This window comes from Paludibacterium denitrificans (assembly GCF_009707705.1).
In the GTDB taxonomy this organism is placed as follows: domain Bacteria; phylum Pseudomonadota; class Gammaproteobacteria; order Burkholderiales; family Chromobacteriaceae; genus Paludibacterium_A; species Paludibacterium_A denitrificans.
Genome location: NZ_WLYX01000001.1, coordinates 495,943 through 515,186 on the forward strand (window position 1 = coordinate 495,943; position 19,244 = coordinate 515,186).

The window sequence follows — 19,244 nt, forward strand, 5'->3', positions numbered from 1 at the left end:
CATGGCGCGCATGAGTGCACAAGACGCTGCTGAGGTGGCCAAGGCACTGGGACGGCAAGATCAGCCGGGCGGCTCTACGCTTCCGGTTCCTCCTGCTGGCCCGGGTGGCATACCGGGTGGGATTTTTAGAGGGAAGAAACAGGAAGGGACTGCCGTCATTCCATCGCAAGGGCTGGCGGCCACCTATGTCGAGACTGGCCGCACCTACGGTGAAGAAGCCTCTGCCACGATGTTTTTCAGCAGCGATGGCATGTTCCGTATTGGGTCCGTGCCGCTCAAAACACTGACGATAGCCGAGTCCAATAGTAATGGCGGTGCTGTCGGTAGCAACGTCAAAATCACGTTTACCGGAGAGGCGCTTAAGCATGATGACAAAACCGGTCAAGCTGGGCTTCTTTGGTGGGTTGATTACCGGTCGGAAGACAGACGGAACCGGCACCTTTATCCGCCAGATTGATGGAAAAAACTTTCCATGTTCAAGCCTGTCAAGCTATGCGCCGTTTTCCCCAAAAATCGTGGATGGCGTAGTTACGGGTGGCGGGGTACCGGCCTACATCAATGAAATTGAGATCCCGAACGCGCCGCACAACGTCGATCAGGCTCGCCAGACAGTCTGGGGCAGTGGCCCAACACTAGGGGTGTATACCAATAAAACCCTGTTTTGCAACTGGCTGGACTATGTCGGATGGCTGGTCCCGATTGGGCTGGGTGAGGTGATCTGGGTAGCTCTGCCGGGTGGCTGTGGCATGGCGTCCCAGATCGGGCATGACAAAGCCCCTGCTATCACGATCACCTATACCGGTGATGAGCCACCGGCCAAGCCAAAATGGGTGACGGCCTCAAAGGATGGCCGAAAGGCCGTGCTATTTGGCGATAATGCCTTTTACGACGTGGCGGTGAACGTGATCAAGCTTACAGGCGTGGTCAACAGCGGGACGACCAGTACCGTCCGCTATGAGGTTACGATGACCCTCACAAAAGAAACCCGGATCAATACCATCATCGGACATATCATTGCCAAAAATTCTGGAATCATTACACCTGTCACTATCCGGGGATACCTGCAAGATCCCCAAAAAATTGACTCAGTTACGCTAAATGACTACGCGGATTATGGTGGTGAATTATGGAGAAGCTATGACGTTTATCGGGTTCACGACCGGGCGGACTATCTAATCGGTGGTGATGTTTTTGTGTCATTTGAAACCGAGCGGGTCGGTCTTTCATTGCTACCTGAATTAACTCATGAGAACGCAATCAACATGACGCGGGATAGCTATATGCAGACCAAAGACTATTACAACACCTTGGTTACGGCCTCTGTTCTTGGAAACCAAGTCTTCAATAAAGAGAAGTTCCCCTACACCAGTGAAATGGATGTCAATGTTAATGTGGTGCCGGGGAACGTTATCGATATTCGGATTAGAGAATACGACCCCATTGTCGTAGCCCTCTATGATCGAAGCGTTATCTTCATGAACGGCGAGACCAGAACCGTCTATGACGACTCGAACACCATCAAGAAAGGGAGCAACCCCACTAATCTTAGGGCGGTATCACCCGACAAGATATACCTGTCGGATGACCCCAAGGATATGAGCTGCTTTTTTGTGTAAGAAAGACTGTTAGGTGACGAATGGTGTTCGTTGCAGTGCAACGTTACCGTACCAAGGAGATCCGAAAAACCTTGCCATACATGCTTTCCAACAGGGAAAGTAGTCGGTCGCCACATTGATTCTGTCGTAGAAGCTGCCGTACCAGCCATGCACTGGGTAGCGCAACGAGCGAGGCACCAATGATGTCCATGGGGAAATGCACGCCCAAGAAGACGCGAGACCAGCCAACCAGCGCCCCAGACAACAGAACGAAGCCACCAAATTTGCGCAGCCCGGAGAGCATCATGCCAAAGCCAAGAGTGAAAAATACGGTCGCATGGTCGCTGGGGAAAGAGGCCTCGGGCTTATGCTCCAGCAAGGCATGGCCAAGTCCGATCATGAAAGGACGTGGGTGAGGCCATACCATGGTGATGATTTGCCCGATGGCCAAGGCCAAACCGACTCCAAGTGCGGAATTGATCGCCGCACTTCTTTCGGTACGATCCCCTTTAACCCATAGCCAGACCAGTAGTAACGGAATGCTATAAATCAACCACTGCGCAAGAAACATCGCGATCTGAATAGTTGCTGTTGAAGGATGGCTTCCGGCATTAATCAGCAGAAAAAGGCTGTGATTCCAGTGTTCCATTTGCATAACCTTGTATCAAGCAAGCCGTGGATTCTTGCCCGGCAAAGGAGTGCACTTTACCAGACTCAACCTTTAGTTTTCCTTAAGAGGTCAGTAATGCTTACAAGTGCTGGGGGAGCTGCTGGAACAAGTACGACCGGCGAGCTATATCACTAGCAAACAGATTTATGAAACCAAACCCGCTTCGGCGGGTTTTTTTATGCCCGGAGTAACCATGCAAATCATTCGCGGCGATACCGGCGTCGCCAGATCCGGCTTGAGAGCGGACAGCTTAAAACCGCGCCCATCACAGCCATGGACAGTAGTCATGACAATGTCCGGCTTGTGGTGCCGGTCATGGCCTGCCGACACACTGGCGGGTGGCTGTTATCGGAGGGATGTTTCCCGGCCTGACAGCCAGAAACCGCCCGCCTCGGCAGGATGACTTCCTTGAGTGCCTGGCGCTGGATGCTGACACGCTGGAAATCACGAACATCAACGGCATGGGCTGGCCACCCTATTCTGCTGGCGCCGCGGTGATCCAGTACGGGCCGCCGCTGGATCTGTCCGGCGTGGCCGCCGCACGCATGCAGTTTCGTCAGGCAGTAACCAGTGACGTGGTGTTGGCCGAGCTGACTTTAAACAGTGGTTTGTCGGTGACGGATGGTGCGGTGGACGTGATCGCCTCGGCATCAGTGACGGCTGGCTTACCCGCTGGGCCCGTCTTCGCCTCGCTGGAACTGACCTATGCCGATGGGACGGTCCGTACGGTTCTCTCGAACATGCGGATCGATGTCGTGGAGGACGTAACACGATGACGGAATGTTCACCGGTAGTCGTCATCGATGACCAGTCTTTAATCGTCACGGTGAGTGATCCAGAGCCGATTGTTCCGGTCATCGGAATCCACGGCCCGCCGGGGCCATCCGGTACCGATGACTTCAATCTCGACCTCACCCTGATTTTCAACATCGCCCAACTATAAGGATCACCCCCATGAGCCTAGACCTCGTACTGACCTCCCTTGCCCAAGCCATGGGTGCCAAGGTCAAAGAAGTCAAAACCATGATTGGCAACCCGGCTGCCTTGTCCACTACCGACAAGACCAGTCTTGTGGCGGCCATCAACGAGCTGCAGGCCGCCGTGGTCGCGGCCGCCACATCCGGTGGCGCGGCCATTGACGATACCCGAGGCCAGTGCAGCCACCGTCTACTCCTCAAGCAAGGTGACCGATCTGTTTGCCCAGCTGAAGAACGACATTCTCGGCGGGGCCAGTGCAGCCTATGACACGCTGAAAGAGATCGAAGCCAAGCTGGGGAGCGATGACACGGCATTGGCCAACCTGCTCGCCGCCGTGGGGAATCGGGTCAGTTTTGCCGATCAGCAGAACCTGACCACCGCCCAGAAGCTGCAAGCGTGCCAGAACATCGGTATCGGTAATCCGGAAGTGGATCTGGTGGCCGTCTTTAATACCGCCATGTTGTAGGAGGTGCCATGCTGCTGTCTGAGGAATTGTCTGCGGTGGTGCAAGAGATTGCGGCAAGAATCAAGGCGCTATTCGATCGAGGCGCCAGCAAGTCGGGCGACATTCTCTATTCCGCCGATGCCCCCGGACCTGACTGGCTGCCATGCGATGGCTCGGCCTACCTGCAAAGCAGCTATCCGGTGCTGTACGGGAAGCTGGGAAGCATTCCAACCAGTAACATTGGCGATCTTGTTCCTCAGGCCATGCCGACCTCAAACTGGTCAGCAGTAACCTTTGGCAATGGTCTATTCATCGCGCTGGTGGCAGGTTCAAGCCTGTATTCCTATACCTCCACGGATGGGCTGACCTGGACAAAGCGGAACATGGGGGCAAGTGTTTCATGGACAGCTGTGGCCTATGGGAATGGCGTTTTTGTCGCGATCGCCAGCGGCACGACGACCATGGCCACGTCACCGGACGGTATCAATTGGACAACGCATGTAATGCCAGTGTCTACCTCGTGGAAGCTGTTGGCGTTTGGTAACGGTGTCTTCGTAGCGATGGCCAATAACACCTCCATCGCTGCCACGTCTCCGGATGGCGTGACATGGACACAGCGAGCGATAGCGGGGTCGGCCAACTGGTATGCCATGACTTACGGCAACGGTCTATTCGTGGCGGTCACTTTCGGCAACCTTGTCAGCGCCACGTCACCAGACGGCGTGACGTGGACACTGGGCAGCAAGCTCCCGCTGTCAGGCAACTGGACCGGTATCGCCTGCGGCAATGGGGTATTTGTTGCCACCGGTAGCGTCGGGATGGCCATCTCGACGGACGGGATCAACTGGACGGGCTTTCCGACGCCCTACATGTCGTCGGCCTACACGGTTGTTTTCTGTAATGGCTATTTTGCCGCGTTTGGTACCGGCTACCTGTCCATCACGTCGGAGGACGGTAGCCACTGGGGCAAGCACATCCTTTCCGCCTCAATCGTTGCGAACTGTTCTGCGGCTTAAGCGTAAGCGTCATCGTTGCCCTATCAAACTCGACACAGCTCTACGGCGTTTCCCCTGACGGGCCGCGTTACAGCTACGACACCGGCACCCAGTTTGTCGTCCCTGACATCGACGCGCTGGATGGGCGTATCAGCCAGCTCAAAGCTTACGTGAGGACTTAACCATGGCCGACCTGATCAGTGTTTACGTCTGTGGTTCTGACTGGCTGTTTGACCATGTTGAACAGCTTGACCCGACTGGGCCGCTCCCGCACTACTCGACACTAACGCCGGTACCACCAATATCGGGGAGCGAGGTGGCCAAGTACCAGAACGGCCAGTGGGTGGTGCTGCCGGAACAGCCAATCAAATCGGAGGTCGTGCCAGACCCGGCACCGGCTATTCCGCAGGAAGTCACTCGCTTTCAAGCGCGTGGTGCGCTTTACCAAGCTGGGCTACTGGACAAGGTGGAGACATTCATTGCTGCCGAGGGGACAGACATGATGCTGAAGCTGGCCGGCAGGACGCCCAAACGTTTAAGCGGTACTCGCCGTTTATCACCGGCGTGGGACAGCTGCTTGGGTTGACCGATGCGCAGCTGGATGCGCTGTTTACTACTGCAAGCACGATCGAATAACACCCGGCTCGGCCGGTTTTTTTTTACGCCTCACGTTTTTACGTGGGGCTTTTTTATGCCTGAAGGGGGCGGACATGGGGGATTCATCAGAGGTACAGGTCACTCGACTGACAGAGCAGATGCTGAGCTTGCAGCGGGAAATGTCCTCAATGGCAGTGATGATGCAGCGGCTGGCTGACAGCGTGGAGGCATTGACCAAAGAGAACATGCGCATCGCCACGGCGGAGGTGCAAGTCGCGGCACTGCTGCGCGGGCAGGAATCGCTTTGGGAGGAGATCCGCAACATCAATGATCGCCAGCAGCAGCTAGGCAGCAAAGCGGCCGGTGGCATGTGGGATGTACTGAAGCTGTGTGGCGCCGCTGTGGTTGGTGTCGTCGCTGCGAAATATGGGAGCAAGTAAATGACGTTTGATGAAGCATTCGAGTCACTGATTGGCCATGAAGGTGGCTACGTCAACAACCCGGCGGATCCGGGTGGAGAAACCAAATTCGGGATCAGCAAGCGGAGCTATCCCGGAGTTGATATCAAGAGCCTGACACTGGATCAGGCCAAGGCCATCTATCTGCGTGACTTCTGGAAGTCGGTGGGCTGTGATGCGGTTCCGCTTACTGCGGCTTTTGACCTGTTCGATATGGCCGTCAACTCTGGGGTCAAGCGTGCCATTACCACGCTGCAAACGGCGGCGGCCGTCACGGCGGATGGGATTCTGGGGCCGGTGACCCTGCGGGCGGTAGCGGCGATGCCCGGTGCAACGTTGGTGGCCCGGTTCAATGGCGCGCGTCTGAACTTCATGACGAATCTTGCGACCGGCCAACCTTTGGTAAGGGCTGGGCGCGTCGTATTGCTGACAATTTGATGAGGGCGGAATGATGGACTGGAAAAACGTGTTGGGTACGGTGGCGCCGTGGATCGGGACGGCCATGGGTGGCCCGCTGGGCGGGATGGCGGTCTCGGCGGTCGCGGATGCGCTGGGGCTGTCGGATAAAACTGAAGAGGCGATCAAGACTGCCCTGTCCGGTGCCACGCCAGAGCAGATGCTGGCGGTGAAGAAAGCGGATCAGGATTTTGCTATCCGTATGCAAGAACTGGGGTTCGCCAACCTTCAGAAGCTGGAAGAAATCGCCGCGGATGACCGGGATAGCGCGCGCAAGCGTGAGGAATCGGTTCGTGACAACACTCCGAAAGTGCTGGCCTACACCATCGTCTTTGGCTTCATCGCCATGGCCTTCGGTATTCTGTTCGGCCAGCTGCATGCGGATACGGTTCTGACCGGGACGGTGATTGGTTATCTCTCGGCCAAAGCTGAACAGGTGGCGGCCTACTACTTCGGCAGCACGGCCAACAGCTCGCGCAAGACGGAACTTCTGGCGCAGTCAGCGCCGGTTGGGAAGTGATTGGGTAGTGACAAGCGGACGTCCAGGCCAGTTAGGCTGGCGTCTGCTTGCGACCCAAAGCAGTCATGTTGCCAAGCAATGATAATTAAAACCTATATTTTAATTATTCAATAATGCATTTTTGAGTAAAAAGCAAATAGTGAAACAGTTCAACACGCGCCACTCCAGTGGTAATTGCAATAAGTGATGCTGTGATTGTTTTACTTGCGTGCGCGCGCGTAGATATCTTAAATGCATTAATTGAATGTCAATCTACTCATTTGTATGCCGCGCAGATTTTGAACCAGCACCAGTAAATTATAGAAAATAATAATTAAGATGGTAAAGTTGGTTTCTTGTAGATGTGAATCGCCCAAACAACAGGTACAAGTAATACAAAAGCACACATTACCCCCAGTAGGCATGGGTGATTTCTTGAAAATATCGGATTATTATCAATAAATATCATTTCCATGCTAAGAATCGGAGCGATAGATAAAAGTAGATTGAAAATTGACCTGAACTTAGTGTTTTGCAGCACATCTGTCGTTCCAGCAAAATGGCATGCACTTTTGTGTAGACACAGTATTCCAAGTGTTACTATGAAAAACACCACGCCTCCAATGGAAATGCTTTCCGTTAGGTTTGTATTTTCCCATAGCTCGATTCCCGCCACTGTGAACAAATAGCCAGTAAAGAGAGTTGCCAAGCCGACCAATAAATAAATACAACCTACCTTTATGCTTTTTTGAGGGAATTTATTATATTTATATGGTGGCATAATTACCTGCTTTCATTTCCATTCACGACACCTGCGAGTAAGCGTTGTAAGTAGAATTTAATCTGCCAGCTTCTTGTCAGCATCAATCCGCGGCAATGTCTCCAAACAACTCAATTCCGAAGTTAGACAGCCGTCCCATTCAGGCTATTTGGAATGGCCGTTTCTGGCCGATAGCAGTACTTTGCGGATGGCAGCTATGTGAACAACGGAAGTTACGATGATATCGGGAAATATTAGAAGTTCTTCTAATATTTTGTTGTTAGAAAACAAAAAGGCCACCTTGCAAGGCGGCCTAAATGCTTGATTTTTATACTGTATTTTGGTCGGGGTGAGAAGATTCGAACTTCCGACCCTCTGCACCCCATGCAGATGCGCTACCAGGCTGCGCTACACCCCGACTCAAGAGCAGACAATTATAAACACTAAATGGCTATTTATCAATCCCGGCATCCAGCCACGCCAGAATAGACTCCAACTCAGCCCGTACTTCCTGTGCCGTGATTGGCCGTAAAATTTCGCCATCACTTCCTAAACGCTGACGCGCCCCGTGAATCGTAAAACCATCGTCATACAGCAATCCACGAATACGTCGTACCAGTAGCACCTCATGGTGCTGGTAATAACGACGGTTACCGCGCCGTTTCACCTGACGCAACTGGGAAAACTCCTGCTCCCAATAACGCAGCACGTGGGGTTTAACCCCAGTCAATTCACTGACTTCACTGATGGTGAAGTAACGTTTGGATGGAATTGACGGCAGATCAGCCTTGCTTGTTAGCATGGTATTGCTCAACCATTCCCTTGAGTTTCTGACTGGCATGGAAAGTCACTACACGGCGTGCCGTAATCGGAATTTCCTCCCCGGTTTTGGGGTTACGCCCCGGACGTTGTGGCTTGTCGCGCAACTGGAAATTGCCAAAACCCGACAATTTCACGGTATCACCGGTTTCTAATGCCAACCTGATTTCTTCAAAAAACGATTCGACCATGTCCTTGGCTTCGCGTTTGTTCAAACCGACCTCATCAAACAGCAGATCGGCCAGCTCAGCTTTCGTCAAAGTCATGAAATTCCCTTTACTACCAGAAACTAAAACAAAGCCGCTTTTGCTGCAACAGTTGGCAGCAAAAGCGACCTGACTCACTTAATGCTACAAGCGCAACTGGGCAGCGTGTGCCAAGGCTGCTGCAGCCAGCAATTGCTGAATGGCAGCTTCTACGTCGTCATCGGTCAGCGTCTTGGCATCATCCTGCAAGATGACACGGAAAGCCAGACTCTTCTGCCCTTCTGCCACACCCGGCCCACGATAGATGTCAAACAACGCCACATCTTTGACGATGGCAGTAGCATTTGCCATAAACGTTGACAGCATAGCGCCAACTTCAACCGCTTCGTTCACAACCAAGGCCAGATCACGGCGCACAGGCTGGAACTTGCTTACCGGCTGTACGTGAACACGGCCACGCTGCTCGACAGCAACCAGATTCAGTTCGAACAACATGGGTGCAGACGGCAGATCATAGTCATGCACCCACTTCGGATGCAGTTCGCCCACCACGCCGATGACCTGCTCATTTAGCAGCACCTCGGCACAACGCCCCGGATGGAAGGCCGGATGCGCTGCCTTGCGGAATGCAGGCTTGAGCGGATAAAGCACAGCTTCGACATCGCCCTTGGCGTCGAAGAAATCCACTCGTTCCGTTTTGACTGACCATTGTTCAGGCTGACGGGTACCCCACGCGAGGCCAGCCACTTTTTCCGGTTGATCAAAACCCTCTGCAGATTTCTTGAATACACGAGCCACTTCAAACAGCCGCACGCGAGCCTGCTTGCGATTGATGTTGCTCGCCAGAATATCGACCAGACCACCAATCAGCGACGAACGCATCACGCTCATTTGTGAGGCGATCGGGTTCAACAGACGTACCGGATCGGTGTTACCCGCAAAGTCAGCTTCCCAACCTTCTTCAACAAAGGCGTAGCTGACCACTTCCTGATAGCCACGATCTGCCAACAGATGGCGAATTTCATCACGCGGACGCAGATCTTCCGACAACGGCAACATGCGTAATCGAGCCACCGGCGCCTCGGAAGGAATAGCATCGTAACCATGTACGCGCGCCACTTCTTCGATCAGGTCTTCTTCGATTTCAATATCGTAGCGGAACGACGGCGACTGCACGACAAAGTCCGCACCCTGCTGCGAGTAGGTCAACCCCGTGCGGCTAAAGATGGTGGCGATCTGCTCGGCAGATAGCTCAATGCCCAATACTTTGCTCACCCGAGCTTAGCCGTACGGTCACAGCGCCTCGTTGCGGCAGCTCCCCCAGCGTTTCGGCAACCGGGCCGGCTTCACCACCGCAGATATCCAATACCAGCTGGGTGGCGCGCTCAATCGCATCGTGTTGCAGCTGGAAATCAACGCCGCGTTCGAAGCGGAACGAAGAATCAGAGCCAAAACCCAGCTCGCGCGCCTTTAAGCGATGACGTCCGGGGCAAAGAAAGCGCTTTCCAAGAAGATGTCCGTGCTGGTCGTGGTCACGCCACTGTGTTCGCCGCCCATGACGCTTAAGCAATGGCCAGCGGGCCGGTTTCATCAGCAATCACCAGCGTGTTTTCGGCCAACTTGACGGTCTTTTCGTTCAGGCAAGCCAATGTTTCGCCGCTCTTGGCCATGCGGACCTGAATGCCACCATGCAGCTTGGCCAGGTCAAACGCATGCATCGGTTGGCCTTGCTCCAGCAACACATAGTTGGTGATATCCACCACGGCGGAAATGGAACGGATACCGGAACGCTCCAGTCGCTGCTTCATCCAGTCCGGCGTCGAGGCTGCGGCATTGATGTTGCGCACGATTCGGCCAACATAGCGGCCACACGCTTGCGGCGCCTGAATGCTAACCGGAAACACATCAGCCAATGTTGCCGCCACCGGACGGATTTCCACGCTGGAAAGTTCGCTACCGGTCAATGCTGCCACTTCGCGCGCAATCCCACGAATCGACAGGCAATCGGCACGATTAGGCGTGATCTTCAGTGTAAACAGTTGATCATCCAGCCCAAGATAATCACGGATGCTGCTGCCTACCGGTGCATCAGCTGGCAAAACCAGCAAGCCATCGACGTCGTCCGGTACGCCCAGTTCCTTGCCGGAACACAGCATGCCATTGGATGCCACACCACGCATTTTGGTTGGCTTGATCTTGAAGTCACCAGGCAAGATCGCACCAGGCAGCGCGCACGGAACTTTAATACCCGGCTCGACATTGGGTGCACCACAAACGATCTGCACCAGTTCGCCAGTGCCAACATCGACTTGCGTGACGCGCAAACGGTCAGCATTTTCATGCTTGACAACGTCCTTGACCTCAGCGATCACCACGCCACTAAACGCCGGAGCAGCAGGATTAACCTCTTCGACCTCAAGCCCAGCCATCGTCAGCAGATAAGACAACTCATCAGTCGTCAGGGCAGGATTGACCCAGCTTCTTAGCCATTGTTCGGAAAATTGCATTATTGATATCCCCTGCCTGCGATCAGTTGAATTGCTTGAGGAAGTTCAGATCGTTCTCAAAGAACAATCGCAGGTCATTCACGCCATAACGCAGCATGGCGAAGCGGTCCAGACCAATACCAAAAGCGAAACCGGTGTATTTTTCCGGATCGATATTCACGTTTTTGAGTACGTTGGGGTGCACCATGCCGCAGCCCCCAACCTCCAGCCAGCCGCGTTCACCCAGTACATCGATTTCGGCCGACGGTTCGGTAAACGGGAAGAAAGACGGACGGAAGCGTACTTGCAGATCATCACGCTCGAAGAAACGACGCAGAAAATCGGTCATGACCGCCTTGAGGTCGGCAAAGCTGACGTTCTCGTCCACCCACAGACCTTCCATCTGATGGAACATCGGTGAGTGTGTAGCATCGGAGTCAACGCGATACACCCGACCCGGTGCAACGATCTTGATCGGCGGTTCATTATTCAGCATGAAACGCACCTGAATTGGCGAAGTGTGGGTACGCAACACATCACCACCTTCAACGTAGAAGGTATCCTGCATGGCGCGTGCCGGATGGTTTTCCGGAATATTGAGCGCTCGGAAGTTGTGGAAATCGGTTTCGATTTCCGGGCCATCCGCCACTTCAAAGCCAATAGAGCGGAACAACGTGGTAATACGCTCTTGCGTCAGCGCCACCGGATGCAAACCACCCGGCAAGCTGCCACGCCCAGGCAACGTCACATCCAGTGCTTCCGCCGCCAGTTGTGCAGCCAATTTTGCCGCATTGATGGCATCACGCCGGGCGTTGTGTGCGCTTTCAAAAGCCTGTTTGGCCACGTTAATGGTCGCCCCGGCCGCCTTGCGTTCTTCCGGCGGCAGTTTGCCCAACTGCTTGAGCAATTCGGTCAACTCGCCGCTCTTGCCCAGATAACGGGCCTTGACCTGCTCAAGCGCCACCAAGTCGGCCACTGTCTCCAGTGCTGCCAGACCATCTTTCAGAATTGCATCGACATTGTTCATTGTGTCTTACACCGTATGCGTAATTCCAATCCACCACGACAACATGACAACAGAAAGCTCAACTACTACCACATGGACGCTTCCACGGCGGCACGTTCCGAGCATCTTGGAACAAGAAGATTCACCACACTGCTGACAGTCTGGTAAATGTTCTTGTTCATGAAACCAAGGTGAAAAAAAGGGAGGCATATGCCTCCCCTTTCACCGTCCGGCAATCAAGCGAGGCTAGCTTTCGCTTGAGCAACGATCTGAGCAAAAGCTTGTCGAACACGGCCAGATCAGCCAGAACCTTACGGTCGATTTCGATAGCAGCTTTTTTCAGGCCGTTCATGAATTTGCTGTAAGGCAGGCCGCATTCACGCGCAGCGGCGTTGATACGAGCAATCCACAATTGACGGAACTGACGTTTTTTCTGACGACGGTCACGGTATGCGTATTGACCGGCTTTCATCACCGCCTGTTTGGCGATGCGATAGACGTTCTTGCGACGGCCGCGATAGCCCTTCGCCAGAGCTAGGATTTTTTTGTGACGAGCACGAGCGGTTACACCGCGTTTAACACGAGGCATTCTTCAATCTCCTTATGCGTAGGGCATCATGGCGCGAACAGAAGCCATGTTGGTAGCGTGTACCAGAGTGGTACCGCGCAACTGGCGTTTGCTCTTGGTGGTTTTCTTGGTCAGGATGTGACGCTTGAACGCATAAGAGCGCTTAACACCGCCATTGCCCAGCACGTTGAGACGCTTTTTCGCGCTCGACTTGGTTTTCATTTTCGGCATGGAAAGCTCCTGCTGAATTTAGTTAGATCAGACTCAGGGTGGCCACGAGTGACACTTGTAAACCACTGAATCCCGCTTTTGTTGGGCTGTTGCCAACCCATAAAACCAACACGACAGGAATAGCCCTGCCGTGTAAGGTGGTGATTATACCCGATTATTTCTTTTTCGGGGCAATCATCATCACCATTTGCCGACCTTCCAGTCTGGGGAATTGTTCCACTGTACCAATTTCCGCCAGATCGGCTTCGACTCGCTTCAACAGAGACAGACCAATATCTTGGTGAGCCATCTCCCGGCCACGGAAGCGTAGGGTGACCTTGGCCTTATCCCCATCAGAGAGGAAACGAATTAGGTTACGCAACTTAACCTGATAATCGCCGTCATCAGTACCAGGACGGAACTTCACTTCCTTGATCTGGATCTGCTTCTGCTTTTGCTTGGCTTCATGACGCTTCTTCGACTGTTCGTACTTGAACTTGCCAAAGTCCATCAACTTGCATACCGGAGGCTGTGCAGTCGGGGAAATCTCCACCAGATCCACATCATTCTCTTCGGCAAGCGCCATTGCTTCACGCAGACTGACAACGCCTATCTGCTCACCCTCAACACCTACCAGACGGATCTCACGGGCGGTAATTTCGCCATTGATCCGTGCTTCGCGTTCCTGAGCTATAGCCAAATCTCCTATTAATTTAATCTATCGTCTGCCGCCGCTCGATCAGGCCTCCGGCATCTCAGCCAAGAGGCGAGCCACAAAGGCATCCAGCGTAAGTTGCCCAAGGTCTTCACCCCGGGCGCGCACGGCCACTAACCCGTCTGCCTTTTCCTTGTCGCCGACGATAATCTGGTACGGCAGCTTTTGCAGACTGTGTTCACGGATTTTATAGCCGATCTTCTCGTTCCTCAAGTCAACCTCGACGCGGAACCCGTGTTTTCTCAGGCTGGTGGCCACTTCGTTGGCATAATCGACCTGCGCTTCGGTGATGCTCATCACCACCATCTGTACCGGAGCCAACCACAATGGGAAAGCACCAGCATGGTTTTCGATCAGGATACCAAGGAAGCGTTCCAGCGAACCCGAGGATGGCGCGGTGCAACATAACCGGGCGCTGACGGCTGTTATCTTCTGCCACATATTCCGCATCCAGGCGTTCGGGCAACACGAAATCCAGCTGCAGCGTGCCACACTGCCGGGGAACGGCCCAAGGCGTCCTTGATGTGATATTCGATCTTGGGGCCGTAGAAGGCACCCTCACCCGGCAATTCTTCCCACGTTACACCGCAAGCGGCTAGCGCATCGCGCAAACCTTGCTCGGCCTTATCCCATACTTCATCCGATCCGGCACGCTTTTCCGGGCGCAGGGATAGTTTGATCTCGACATTATCAAAACCAAAACGCTCATACACCTTCATGGTGAGCTGGTTGAACGCCTTGGCTTCGGCGTTGATCTGGTCTTCGGTACAGAAAATGTGCGCATCATCCTGCACAAATCCGCGTACCCGCATGATGCCGTGCAAGGCGCCCGACGGTTCATTACGGTGGCAAGCGCCAAATTCGGCCAGACGCATCGGCAATTCACGATAGGAACGCAGGCCGCTATTGAACACTTGCACATGGCCGGGCAGTTCATCGGTTTGACGGCGTAATCGCGCTTTTCCGATTCGGTGGTGAACATGTGTTCACGGTAGTTTTCCCAGTGACCGGACTTTTCCCACATGATGCGGTCCATCACCATCGGGGTGCGGATTTCCTGATAACCGGCATGCGCGAGGGTGTGACGCATGTATTGTTCGACGTTTTGCCACAGCTGCCAGCCTTTGGGGTGCCAGAACACCATGCCAGGGCGCCTCATCTTGCAGATGGAACAGATCGAGCTGCTTGCCCAGCTTGCGATGGTCGCGCTTTTCGGCCTCTTCCAGCATGTGCAGATACTGGGCCAGATCTTCTTTCTTGGCCCATGCCGTGCCGTAAATGCGTTGCAGCATTTCGTTACGGCTATCCCCGCGCCAGTAAGCACCTGCCACCTTCATCAGCTTGAATACCTTGAGCTTGCCAGTGGACGGTACGTGCGGGCCGCGACACAAATCGGTGAACGCTCCTTCACGATAGAGCGACAGCACCTGATCCTGCGGAATGGATTCGATGATTTCGGCCTTGTAGGCTTCGCCAATGCTCTTGAAGTAGGCAATGGCTTCATCGCGCGGCAGCTCGTAACGCTCGACCGGAATATCCTGTTTGGCCAGCTCCGTCATTTTCTTTTCAATGGCGGCGAGGTCTTCCGGCGTGAACGGACGCTTGTAGGCGAAATCGTAATAGAAGCCGTTTTCGATTTCCGGCCCGATGGTGACTTGCGCCTCGGGAAACAACTCTTTCACGGCATAAGCCAGCAAGTGCGCGGTGGAGTGACGAATAATGGAAACACCATCCGCATCTTTGTCGGTAATGATGGCCAGATCGACATTGCGATCAATGGTAAAGGAGGTATCGACCAGCACTCCATCCACACGACCAGCCAGCGCGGCACGCGCAAGACCGGTGCCAATAGAGGCCGCCACGTCATGAACCGTTACCGGTTTGTCGAATGAACGGACCGAGCCGTCAGGCAGGCGAATGTCAGGCATGTCAACTCCAAACAGGGCGAAATTTCAGTTTGAAAAAGGTAAAAAAAAGAGCGGCTGAGCCGCTCTTTTTTGCATGGTACAACCCGCAGGGCTCAGCTAGCGTGAGAAGGACGGGTTGTGGTAGTTCGCCAGTATTTCACTTGGACTACTCCATGCGATGAATTTTGGTAGGCACGATTGGACTCGAACCAACGACCCCCACCATGTCAAGGTGGTGCTCTAACCAGCTGAGCTACGTGCCTGAGGTCAAGAATGGCGATAATAACGGCTGTTTGAGGTAATTGCAAGCAAGATCAGCCAATGCCGCCACCGGCGCTGGCCGCTTGCGGTATACTAGCCTGCTGATTTTGCATAACAAACACCACAAGAATGCTGAAGTTTACCCTACACAAGACCTCCGGCGGCGCTCGCCGAGGCACTCTGGAACTGAACCACGGCGTGGTGGAAACGCCGGTTTTTCAGCCGGTGGGCACCTATGGCTCGGTCAAGGCGATGAGCCCGGACGAGCTTAACGACATCGGCGCGCAGATCATTCTCGGCAACACCTTCCACCTGTGGCTGCGCCCGGGGCTGGAGGTGATTGAGAGCTTTGGCGGTCTGCATGATTTTATCGGCTGGGACAAACCGATCCTGACCGATTCGGGCGGTTTTCAGGTCTTCAGCCCGGGCGCCCTCAACAAGATCACCGAGGAAGGCGTGACCTTTCAAAGCCCGGTGAACGGTGACAAGCTGTTTCTGTCACCGGAAAAGTCGATGGAAATCCAGACGGTGCTCAACTCCGACATCGTCATGATTTTCGATGAATGCACGCCGGGTCAGGTGGACCACAATACCGCCGCCAAATCGATGCGCATGAGCCTGCGTTGGGCCGAGCGCAGCCGCCGCGCGTTTGATGAACGCCGCAACCCTAATGCGCTGTTCGGCATCGTACAGGGCAACCTGTATACCGATTTGCGCCGGGAGTCGCTGCAGGGGCTGATGGATATCGGGTTTGATGGCTATGCCATTGGCGGGCTGTCGGTGGGTGAACCCAAGCCAGAAATGTATCGCATGTTGGCCGAAATGAAGGACATGCTGCTTAAGCCGACAAGCCGCATTACCTGATGGGGGTCGGCACGCCGGAAGATCTGGTGCATGGCGTCGCCAATGGTATCGACATGTTTGACTGCGTGATGCCCACGCGCAATGCCCGCAACGGCTGGTTATTTACCCAATGGGGCGACCTGAAGATCAAGAATGCACGTTACAAGGATGACAAGCGGCCGCTGGATGAAGCCTGCGAGTGCTATACCTGCCGTCATTTCAGCCGTGCTTACCTGCATCATCTGCACCGCGTTGGCGAGATTCTGGGCGCCCGCCTGAACACTATCCACAACCTGTACTACTACCGAGGAACTGATGCGCGAGATTCGCCAAGCCATTGATGATGATCGGTTTGATGATTTCCGCGCCGACTTTGCCGAGCGCCGTGCACGCGGTATCAGCTGAGAGCGGGAACCGGTAAGGTTGGCCGAAGTCTGAATCCGGCCAACCGCTGTGGTTGGAAAAGACACACAGCGTGGCTACAATGGCCCGTTTGATTTCACTCTGCATACGATAACAAAGGGAGTTCACGCATGTTTATTGCCCCCGCTTTTGCTGCCAATACCGGCGTTGCCGGTTTTGACGTGATGAGTTTCCTGCCGATGGTGGTGATTTTTGTGCTGTTTTGGTTCCTGCTGGTACGCCCGCAGCAAAAACGCATGAAAGAACATCAGAAGATGCTCAACGAAATCCAGAAAGGCGACAAGGTCGCGACTCAAGGTGGGCTGATCGGCCGCGTGACCAAGATCAGCGACCAGGTGCTGACTCTGGAAATCGCCAACAACGTGGAAGTACAGGTACAGCGCAGCGCCGTTTCCGGCAAGCTGGATGCTGAAGCAGCCAAAGCCTGATTCTGATACGGTGGCCGCCTGACATCAGGCGGCCCATTGCCTTATTTATCTGCCTGAACCATTCTCATGAACCGCTATCCTCTCTGGAAATACCTCGTCATTGGGGTCGCGCTGATCATTTCCATGATCTATACGCTACCCAACTTCTACGGCGAGACTCCTGCGGTCCGAGTCTCCAGCTCCCGCCAGTCCATTCCGGTGGACACCGCCCTGATGGGCCGCGTGGAAGAGGCTCTGAAAGCGCAAAATATTACCCCGACTGGCCTGTTTCTGGACGGCGCCAGCCTGAAAGTCCGCTTTAAAGACCCGGACACCCAGATCAAGGCACGCGACGCCATCCAGCACGCACTGGGCGATAACTACATCATCGCGCTCAACCTGCTGTCGGCTTCGCCGGAATGGCTGACCCGACTCAAAGCCTACCCGATGTTCCCGGGCCTCGACCTGCGCGGTGGCGTGCACTTCCTGCTGGAAGTGGACATGAAAGCCGCCACCGACAAGACCATGGAGCGCTATGCTTCGGCGACATTCGCCGCGAGTTGAAAAACCAGAAGGTACGCTATGGCACCATCAAACGCGCCGGGACCAATCTGGAAGTCCAGCTGCGTGACGCCGAAACGCTGAAAGCCGCCGAAGACGCGATTGCGCGCACGATTCCGGTGCTGACGCAAAACGCCGACGAAACCACTTTCAAACTGACGCTGGGCCTCAAGCCGGAGGAAATCACCCGGATTCAGGGCGATGCCGTCAAACAGAACATCACCACCCTGCATAACCGGGTGAATGAACTGGGTGTAGCCGAACCGATCATCCAGCAGGCGGGTCCGAACCGTATCGTGGTCCAACTGCCGGGCGTGCAGGATACCGCCAAGGCCAAGGACATTCTCGGCCGCACCGCCACGTTGCAGGTCCGCATGGTGGAAGACGACCGAGGCCAAGGTCAGCGACGCGCTGGCGGGCAATGTACCCGCTTACTACGACCTGCTGGAAGAAGCCACGTCCAACGGTCCGCAGAAGATTCTGGTACGCAAGGACGTGGAACTGACCGGCGACAACATCAACGACGCGCAAGCAGGCTTTGATGAAAATGGCGCTCCGGCCGTTCACATCAATCTGGATGCCACCGGCGCCAGCATTTTCCGTCAGGTCACGGCCGACAACATCGGCAAGCGCATGGCGATGATTCTGGTGGAAAAAGGCAAGGCTGAAGTCGTGACGGCACCGGTGATCCGTTCGGAAATCGGTGGTGGCCGGGTACAGATCTCCGGCAGCATGAATCCTGCCGAAGCCAACGATACCGCGCTGCTGCTGCGCGCCGGTTCGCTGGCGGCACCGATGAACATCGTGGAAGAACGCACGGTGGGCCCGAGCCCCGGGTAAGGAAAACATCGAAAAAGGTTTCCACTCCACGCTGTGGGGCTTTGCCGCCATTGCCGTGTTCATGATGATCTACTACCGCGTGTTCGGGGTAATCTCGGCGCTGTCGCTGGGCGTTAACCTGTTCATGCTGGTGGCGGTACTGTCCATGATGCAGGCCACGCTGACCCTGCCCGGTATCGCGGCCATTGCGCTGACGCTGGGTATGGCGATTGATGCCAACGTACTGATCAACGAACGTATCCGCGAGGAGCTACGCAACGGCGTGCCGCCGCAGTCGGCAATTCAGGCCGGTTACCAACACGCCCTGGGCAACCATTCTCGACTCCAACATCACCACGCTGATTGCTTAGCCGGCGCTGTTGATCTTTGGTTCCGGCCCGGTGCGCGGTTTTGCCGTGGTGCACTGTCTGGGCATCATGACCTCGATGTTCTCCGCCGTGCTGGTATCGCGTGGCATTGTCAACCTGTGGTACGGCCGTCGCCGCCGCCCGGCCAAGCTGTCTATCGGCCGGTCTGGAAACCGGAGCAATAAGGAAGTC

23 protein-coding genes, 2 tRNA genes and 3 pseudogenes are annotated in these 19,244 nt (G+C 54.8%); 13 read left to right on the top strand and 15 right to left on the bottom strand.

Annotated features, from left to right (window positions below; genetic code table 11):
* Position 1: 1 nt before the first annotated feature.
* Both GKE73_RS03510 and GKE73_RS03515 read left to right on the top strand, forming a co-directional pair.
* On the top strand, positions 2-457 hold the full coding sequence (locus tag GKE73_RS03510; protein WP_230369124.1) for a hypothetical protein: 456 nt from the start codon (positions 2-4) through the stop codon (positions 455-457).
* A complete protein-coding gene (locus tag GKE73_RS03515) occupies positions 366-1,616 on the top strand; it encodes a hypothetical protein (RefSeq protein WP_230369125.1) in 1,251 nt (416 codons plus the stop codon). Before GKE73_RS03510 ends, GKE73_RS03515 begins: the two co-directional genes overlap by 92 nt.
* A 43-nt stretch (positions 1,617-1,659) precedes the next feature.
* Here GKE73_RS03515 and GKE73_RS03520 read toward each other — a convergent pair whose 3' ends face one another.
* Positions 1,660-2,244 (bottom strand): undecaprenyl-diphosphatase, encoded by a 585-nt coding sequence (locus GKE73_RS03520; RefSeq protein ID WP_230369126.1) that lies wholly within the window; start codon positions 2,242-2,244, stop codon positions 1,660-1,662.
* A gap of 359 nt (positions 2,245-2,603) precedes the next feature.
* On the opposite strand from GKE73_RS03520, the gene GKE73_RS03525 reads away from it, so the two are divergent.
* Together GKE73_RS03525 and GKE73_RS03530 are read left to right on the top strand one after the other, a co-directional pair.
* Positions 2,604-3,041: a hypothetical protein gene (locus GKE73_RS03525; RefSeq protein WP_230369127.1), complete on the top strand. Its 438-nt coding sequence runs from the start codon at positions 2,604-2,606 to the stop codon at positions 3,039-3,041.
* A complete protein-coding gene (locus tag GKE73_RS03530) occupies positions 3,038-3,208 on the top strand; it encodes a hypothetical protein (protein ID WP_230369128.1) in 171 nt (56 codons plus the stop codon). Before GKE73_RS03525 ends, GKE73_RS03530 begins: the two co-directional genes overlap by 4 nt.
* 17 nt (positions 3,209-3,225) lie before the next feature.
* Here the strand turns inward: GKE73_RS03530 and GKE73_RS03535 are convergent, their stop codons facing one another.
* Positions 3,226-3,429, bottom strand: a complete 204-nt coding sequence (locus tag GKE73_RS03535; protein WP_230369129.1) for a hypothetical protein — start codon at positions 3,427-3,429, stop codon at positions 3,226-3,228.
* Positions 3,430-3,448: 19 nt separating this feature from the next.
* Between GKE73_RS03535 and GKE73_RS03540 the strand changes: the two genes are divergently transcribed.
* The 6 genes from GKE73_RS03540 to GKE73_RS03565 all read left to right on the top strand — a co-directional run bounded on the left by GKE73_RS03540 (position 3,449) and on the right by GKE73_RS03565 (position 6,714).
* Positions 3,449-3,709: a hypothetical protein gene (locus GKE73_RS03540; RefSeq protein ID WP_230369130.1), complete on the top strand. Its 261-nt coding sequence runs from the start codon at positions 3,449-3,451 to the stop codon at positions 3,707-3,709.
* Between the two features lie 8 nt (positions 3,710-3,717).
* Entirely contained in the window at positions 3,718-4,704 is a 987-nt protein-coding gene (locus GKE73_RS03545; protein ID WP_230369131.1) for a hypothetical protein, read from the top strand.
* A 163-nt stretch (positions 4,705-4,867) separates the two neighbouring features.
* Complete coding sequence (locus GKE73_RS03550) at positions 4,868-5,269, top strand: hypothetical protein (protein WP_230369132.1); 402 nt, start codon at positions 4,868-4,870, stop codon at positions 5,267-5,269.
* Positions 5,270-5,393: 124 nt separating this feature from the next.
* Positions 5,394-5,720, top strand: coding sequence for a hypothetical protein (locus tag GKE73_RS03555; RefSeq protein WP_230369133.1), 327 nt, complete (start codon positions 5,394-5,396; stop codon positions 5,718-5,720).
* Positions 5,721-6,176 carry a glycoside hydrolase family 108 protein gene (locus GKE73_RS03560; protein WP_230369134.1) on the top strand — a complete coding sequence of 152 codons (456 nt, stop codon included), beginning with the start codon at positions 5,721-5,723 and terminating at the stop codon, positions 6,174-6,176.
* A gap of 10 nt (positions 6,177-6,186) precedes the next feature.
* Positions 6,187-6,714, top strand: coding sequence for a hypothetical protein (locus GKE73_RS03565; protein ID WP_230369135.1), 528 nt, complete (start codon positions 6,187-6,189; stop codon positions 6,712-6,714).
* A 313-nt stretch (positions 6,715-7,027) separates the two neighbouring features.
* Here GKE73_RS03565 and GKE73_RS03570 read toward each other — a convergent pair whose 3' ends face one another.
* From GKE73_RS03570 to GKE73_RS03625, 13 genes and pseudogenes are all read right to left on the bottom strand, one after another.
* A complete protein-coding gene (locus GKE73_RS03570) occupies positions 7,028-7,474 on the bottom strand; it encodes a hypothetical protein (RefSeq protein WP_230369136.1) in 447 nt (148 codons plus the stop codon).
* Between the two features lie 320 nt (positions 7,475-7,794).
* Positions 7,795-7,871 (bottom strand) — tRNA-Pro (locus tag GKE73_RS03575).
* A 33-nt stretch (positions 7,872-7,904) separates the two neighbouring features.
* Positions 7,905-8,255, bottom strand: a complete 351-nt coding sequence (locus tag GKE73_RS03580; protein ID WP_230369137.1) for a MerR family transcriptional regulator — start codon at positions 8,253-8,255, stop codon at positions 7,905-7,907.
* Positions 8,236-8,538, bottom strand: a complete 303-nt coding sequence (locus tag GKE73_RS03585) for an integration host factor subunit alpha (RefSeq protein ID WP_230369138.1) — start codon at positions 8,536-8,538, stop codon at positions 8,236-8,238. The genes GKE73_RS03580 and GKE73_RS03585 overlap by 20 nt, the downstream gene beginning before the upstream one ends.
* Positions 8,539-8,622: 84 nt before the next feature.
* Positions 8,623-10,985 (bottom strand): annotated as a pseudogene (pheT, locus tag GKE73_RS24515) (phenylalanine--tRNA ligase subunit beta).
* 22 nt (positions 10,986-11,007) lie between these two features.
* Positions 11,008-11,991: a phenylalanine--tRNA ligase subunit alpha gene (gene pheS, locus GKE73_RS03600; protein ID WP_230369140.1), complete on the bottom strand. Its 984-nt coding sequence runs from the start codon at positions 11,989-11,991 to the stop codon at positions 11,008-11,010.
* A gap of 157 nt (positions 11,992-12,148) precedes the next feature.
* The gene (gene rplT, locus GKE73_RS03605) at positions 12,149-12,559 is read right to left on the bottom strand and encodes a 50S ribosomal protein L20 (RefSeq protein ID WP_230369141.1); all 411 of its coding nucleotides are present in this window, start codon (positions 12,557-12,559) and stop codon (positions 12,149-12,151) included.
* A gap of 12 nt (positions 12,560-12,571) precedes the next feature.
* Positions 12,572-12,769 carry a 50S ribosomal protein L35 gene (gene rpmI / locus GKE73_RS03610; protein ID WP_230369142.1) on the bottom strand — a complete coding sequence of 66 codons (198 nt, stop codon included), beginning with the start codon at positions 12,767-12,769 and terminating at the stop codon, positions 12,572-12,574.
* Between the two features lie 154 nt (positions 12,770-12,923).
* The gene (infC, locus tag GKE73_RS03615) at positions 12,924-13,448 is read right to left on the bottom strand and encodes a translation initiation factor IF-3 (protein ID WP_230369143.1); all 525 of its coding nucleotides are present in this window, start codon (positions 13,446-13,448) and stop codon (positions 12,924-12,926) included.
* Between the two features lie 39 nt (positions 13,449-13,487).
* On the bottom strand, positions 13,488-13,904 hold the full coding sequence (locus GKE73_RS26870; RefSeq protein ID WP_512698892.1) for a His/Gly/Thr/Pro-type tRNA ligase C-terminal domain-containing protein: 417 nt from the start codon (positions 13,902-13,904) through the stop codon (positions 13,488-13,490).
* Positions 13,889-14,383, bottom strand: a complete 495-nt coding sequence (locus GKE73_RS26875) for an aminoacyl--tRNA ligase-related protein (protein ID WP_512698913.1) — start codon at positions 14,381-14,383, stop codon at positions 13,889-13,891. Before GKE73_RS26875 ends, GKE73_RS26870 begins: the two co-directional genes overlap by 16 nt.
* 66 nt (positions 14,384-14,449) lie before the next feature.
* Complete coding sequence (locus GKE73_RS26880) at positions 14,450-15,391, bottom strand: TGS domain-containing protein (RefSeq protein WP_512698893.1); 942 nt, start codon at positions 15,389-15,391, stop codon at positions 14,450-14,452.
* 165 nt (positions 15,392-15,556) lie between these two features.
* Positions 15,557-15,633: transfer RNA gene (locus tag GKE73_RS03625), tRNA-Val, on the bottom strand.
* Between the two features lie 127 nt (positions 15,634-15,760).
* On the opposite strand from GKE73_RS03625, the pseudogene tgt reads away from it, so the two are divergent.
* The 3 genes and pseudogenes from tgt (at position 15,761) to secD (ending at position 19,237) form a co-directional block, all read left to right on the top strand.
* Positions 15,761-16,879: pseudogene (gene tgt, locus GKE73_RS03630) on the top strand (tRNA guanosine(34) transglycosylase Tgt).
* Positions 16,880-17,007: 128 nt separating this feature from the next.
* Positions 17,008-17,325 carry a preprotein translocase subunit YajC gene (gene yajC / locus GKE73_RS03635; protein ID WP_230369144.1) on the top strand — a complete coding sequence of 106 codons (318 nt, stop codon included), beginning with the start codon at positions 17,008-17,010 and terminating at the stop codon, positions 17,323-17,325.
* Positions 17,326-17,391: 66 nt separating this feature from the next.
* Positions 17,392-19,237 (top strand): annotated as a pseudogene (gene secD / locus GKE73_RS03640) (protein translocase subunit SecD).
* The last annotated feature ends 7 nt before the right edge of the window (positions 19,238-19,244 follow it).

Excerpts from the sequence above, each read along its gene's own strand:
- pheS (WP_230369140.1), bottom strand. The coding sequence starts at position 11,991 with ATGAACAATGTCGATGCAATTCTGAAAGATGGTCTGGCAGCACTGGAG.
- GKE73_RS03550 (WP_230369132.1), top strand. The coding sequence starts at position 4,868 with ATGGCCGACCTGATCAGTGTTTACGTCTGTGGTTCTGACTGGCTGTTT.
- GKE73_RS03565 (WP_230369135.1), top strand. The coding sequence starts at position 6,187 with ATGATGGACTGGAAAAACGTGTTGGGTACGGTGGCGCCGTGGATCGGG.
- GKE73_RS03560 (WP_230369134.1), top strand. The coding sequence starts at position 5,721 with ATGACGTTTGATGAAGCATTCGAGTCACTGATTGGCCATGAAGGTGGC.
- GKE73_RS03515 (WP_230369125.1), top strand. The coding sequence starts at position 366 with ATGATGACAAAACCGGTCAAGCTGGGCTTCTTTGGTGGGTTGATTACC.
- GKE73_RS03510 (WP_230369124.1), top strand. The coding sequence starts at position 2 with ATGGCGCGCATGAGTGCACAAGACGCTGCTGAGGTGGCCAAGGCACTG.
- GKE73_RS03570 (WP_230369136.1), bottom strand. The coding sequence starts at position 7,474 with ATGCCACCATATAAATATAATAAATTCCCTCAAAAAAGCATAAAGGTA.
- rpmI (WP_230369142.1), bottom strand. The coding sequence starts at position 12,769 with ATGCCGAAAATGAAAACCAAGTCGAGCGCGAAAAAGCGTCTCAACGTG.
- GKE73_RS03530 (WP_230369128.1), top strand. The coding sequence starts at position 3,038 with ATGACGGAATGTTCACCGGTAGTCGTCATCGATGACCAGTCTTTAATC.
- GKE73_RS03555 (WP_230369133.1), top strand. The coding sequence starts at position 5,394 with ATGGGGGATTCATCAGAGGTACAGGTCACTCGACTGACAGAGCAGATG.
- GKE73_RS03545 (WP_230369131.1), top strand. The coding sequence starts at position 3,718 with ATGCTGCTGTCTGAGGAATTGTCTGCGGTGGTGCAAGAGATTGCGGCA.
- GKE73_RS26880 (WP_512698893.1), bottom strand. The coding sequence starts at position 15,391 with ATGCCTGACATTCGCCTGCCTGACGGCTCGGTCCGTTCATTCGACAAA.
- rplT (WP_230369141.1), bottom strand. The coding sequence starts at position 12,559 with ATGCCTCGTGTTAAACGCGGTGTAACCGCTCGTGCTCGTCACAAAAAA.
- yajC (WP_230369144.1), top strand. The coding sequence starts at position 17,008 with ATGTTTATTGCCCCCGCTTTTGCTGCCAATACCGGCGTTGCCGGTTTT.
- GKE73_RS03520 (WP_230369126.1), bottom strand. The coding sequence starts at position 2,244 with ATGGAACACTGGAATCACAGCCTTTTTCTGCTGATTAATGCCGGAAGC.
- GKE73_RS26870 (WP_512698892.1), bottom strand. The coding sequence starts at position 13,904 with ATGTGGCAGAAGATAACAGCCGTCAGCGCCCGGTTATGTTGCACCGCG.
- GKE73_RS03585 (WP_230369138.1), bottom strand. The coding sequence starts at position 8,538 with ATGACTTTGACGAAAGCTGAGCTGGCCGATCTGCTGTTTGATGAGGTC.
- GKE73_RS03580 (WP_230369137.1), bottom strand. The coding sequence starts at position 8,255 with ATGCTAACAAGCAAGGCTGATCTGCCGTCAATTCCATCCAAACGTTAC.